The organism is Halobacillus sp. BBL2006 (assembly GCF_000786645.1).
Lineage (GTDB): Bacteria > Bacillota > Bacilli > Bacillales > Halobacillaceae > Halobacillus.
In genome coordinates this window covers 1-927 of the sequence record NZ_JRNX01000903.1, presented here as the reverse complement: position 1 = coordinate 927, position 927 = coordinate 1, and the positions used below count along the sequence as shown (strand labels likewise).

The 927-nt window shown below is 42.0% G+C and carries 2 protein-coding genes; both read left to right on the top strand.

The window, feature by feature from the left end; genetic code table 11:
- Positions 1-194 (top strand): hypothetical protein (locus LD39_RS23720; protein WP_231572630.1); only part of this gene is annotated, 194 nt, incomplete at its 5' end.
- Positions 187-729, top strand: coding sequence for a transposase (locus tag LD39_RS20950; RefSeq protein WP_035553444.1), 543 nt, complete (start codon positions 187-189; stop codon positions 727-729). The genes LD39_RS23720 and LD39_RS20950, both read left to right, overlap by 8 nt.
- Positions 730-927 lie beyond the last annotated feature (198 nt).

Sequence of the window (927 nt, the reverse complement as noted above, 5' to 3'; positions counted from 1 at the left end):
TGGTACCGGTGTCGGCGGAGTTGGTGTCAGGTATTGGTCTGCCCATGGTGGGTACCTGGTACCGAGGTAATACCTTTTGGTGCCAGGTACCAGGAAAGGTCTTTTTAGTACCTGGTACGCTAACAGCAAAAAGAGGAATTCGCCTGTTTTTGTCGAATAAGTATTTGCACAGGAAAGGAGGAGGTTATGGCTAGAAAGAGAAGGTATTGGTTCCCTGGAGCAATTTATCACATTACGGCAAGAGGGAATCGCAAGGAGGATATATTTTTAGACAGCAAAGATCGAAACATGTATTTAAAATATTTAAAAGAGACCAAGCATGATTGTCATTTCCACATCCACGCCTACTGTTTGATGAGTAATCATGTTCATCTATTAATGGAAACTCCATCCATTCCCCCAGGTCAAATTCTTCAACGTCTACACCTCAAGTACTCCAAATACTTCAATAGTAGATACCGTCATGTAGGGCATCTTTTCCAAGATCGTTACCATAGTGAAATCATTCTAGGACATCACTATTTCAAACGAGCATGCTTTTATATCCATCAAAATCCTGAAAAAGCAGGGATTGATTGGGCTGCAAAGGATCCTCTCTGGTCTTCTAATTGGTATTACTTAAATCTTGATGAAGAGGGTTTTGTGAGTACACAATTACTTATGACTTTGTTGTCCACCTCCTACGAAAAAGCATTAGAAGTAGAAAAGCTAACCGCACTATTAGAGTGAGGTTAGCTTTTTTTTGCGTAATTGGAACAGAATTGCATAGGTACCTGACCCCGGTCTGTCTGTTGTTGGTACCAGGTACCGGCAAAGTCGGAGGTGGTACCTGGTACCAAAACGAGCGTGCTGCGTACCTGACACCACCAAACAACAAAAAAATCGCACCCCAGGGATGCGATTTTACTTTTTTATTTTCTTGGTGTA

Coding starts and splice junctions, on each gene's coding strand:
- LD39_RS20950 (WP_035553444.1), top strand. CDS start 187: ATGGCTAGAAAGAGAAGGTATTGGTTCCCTGGAGCAATTTATCACATT.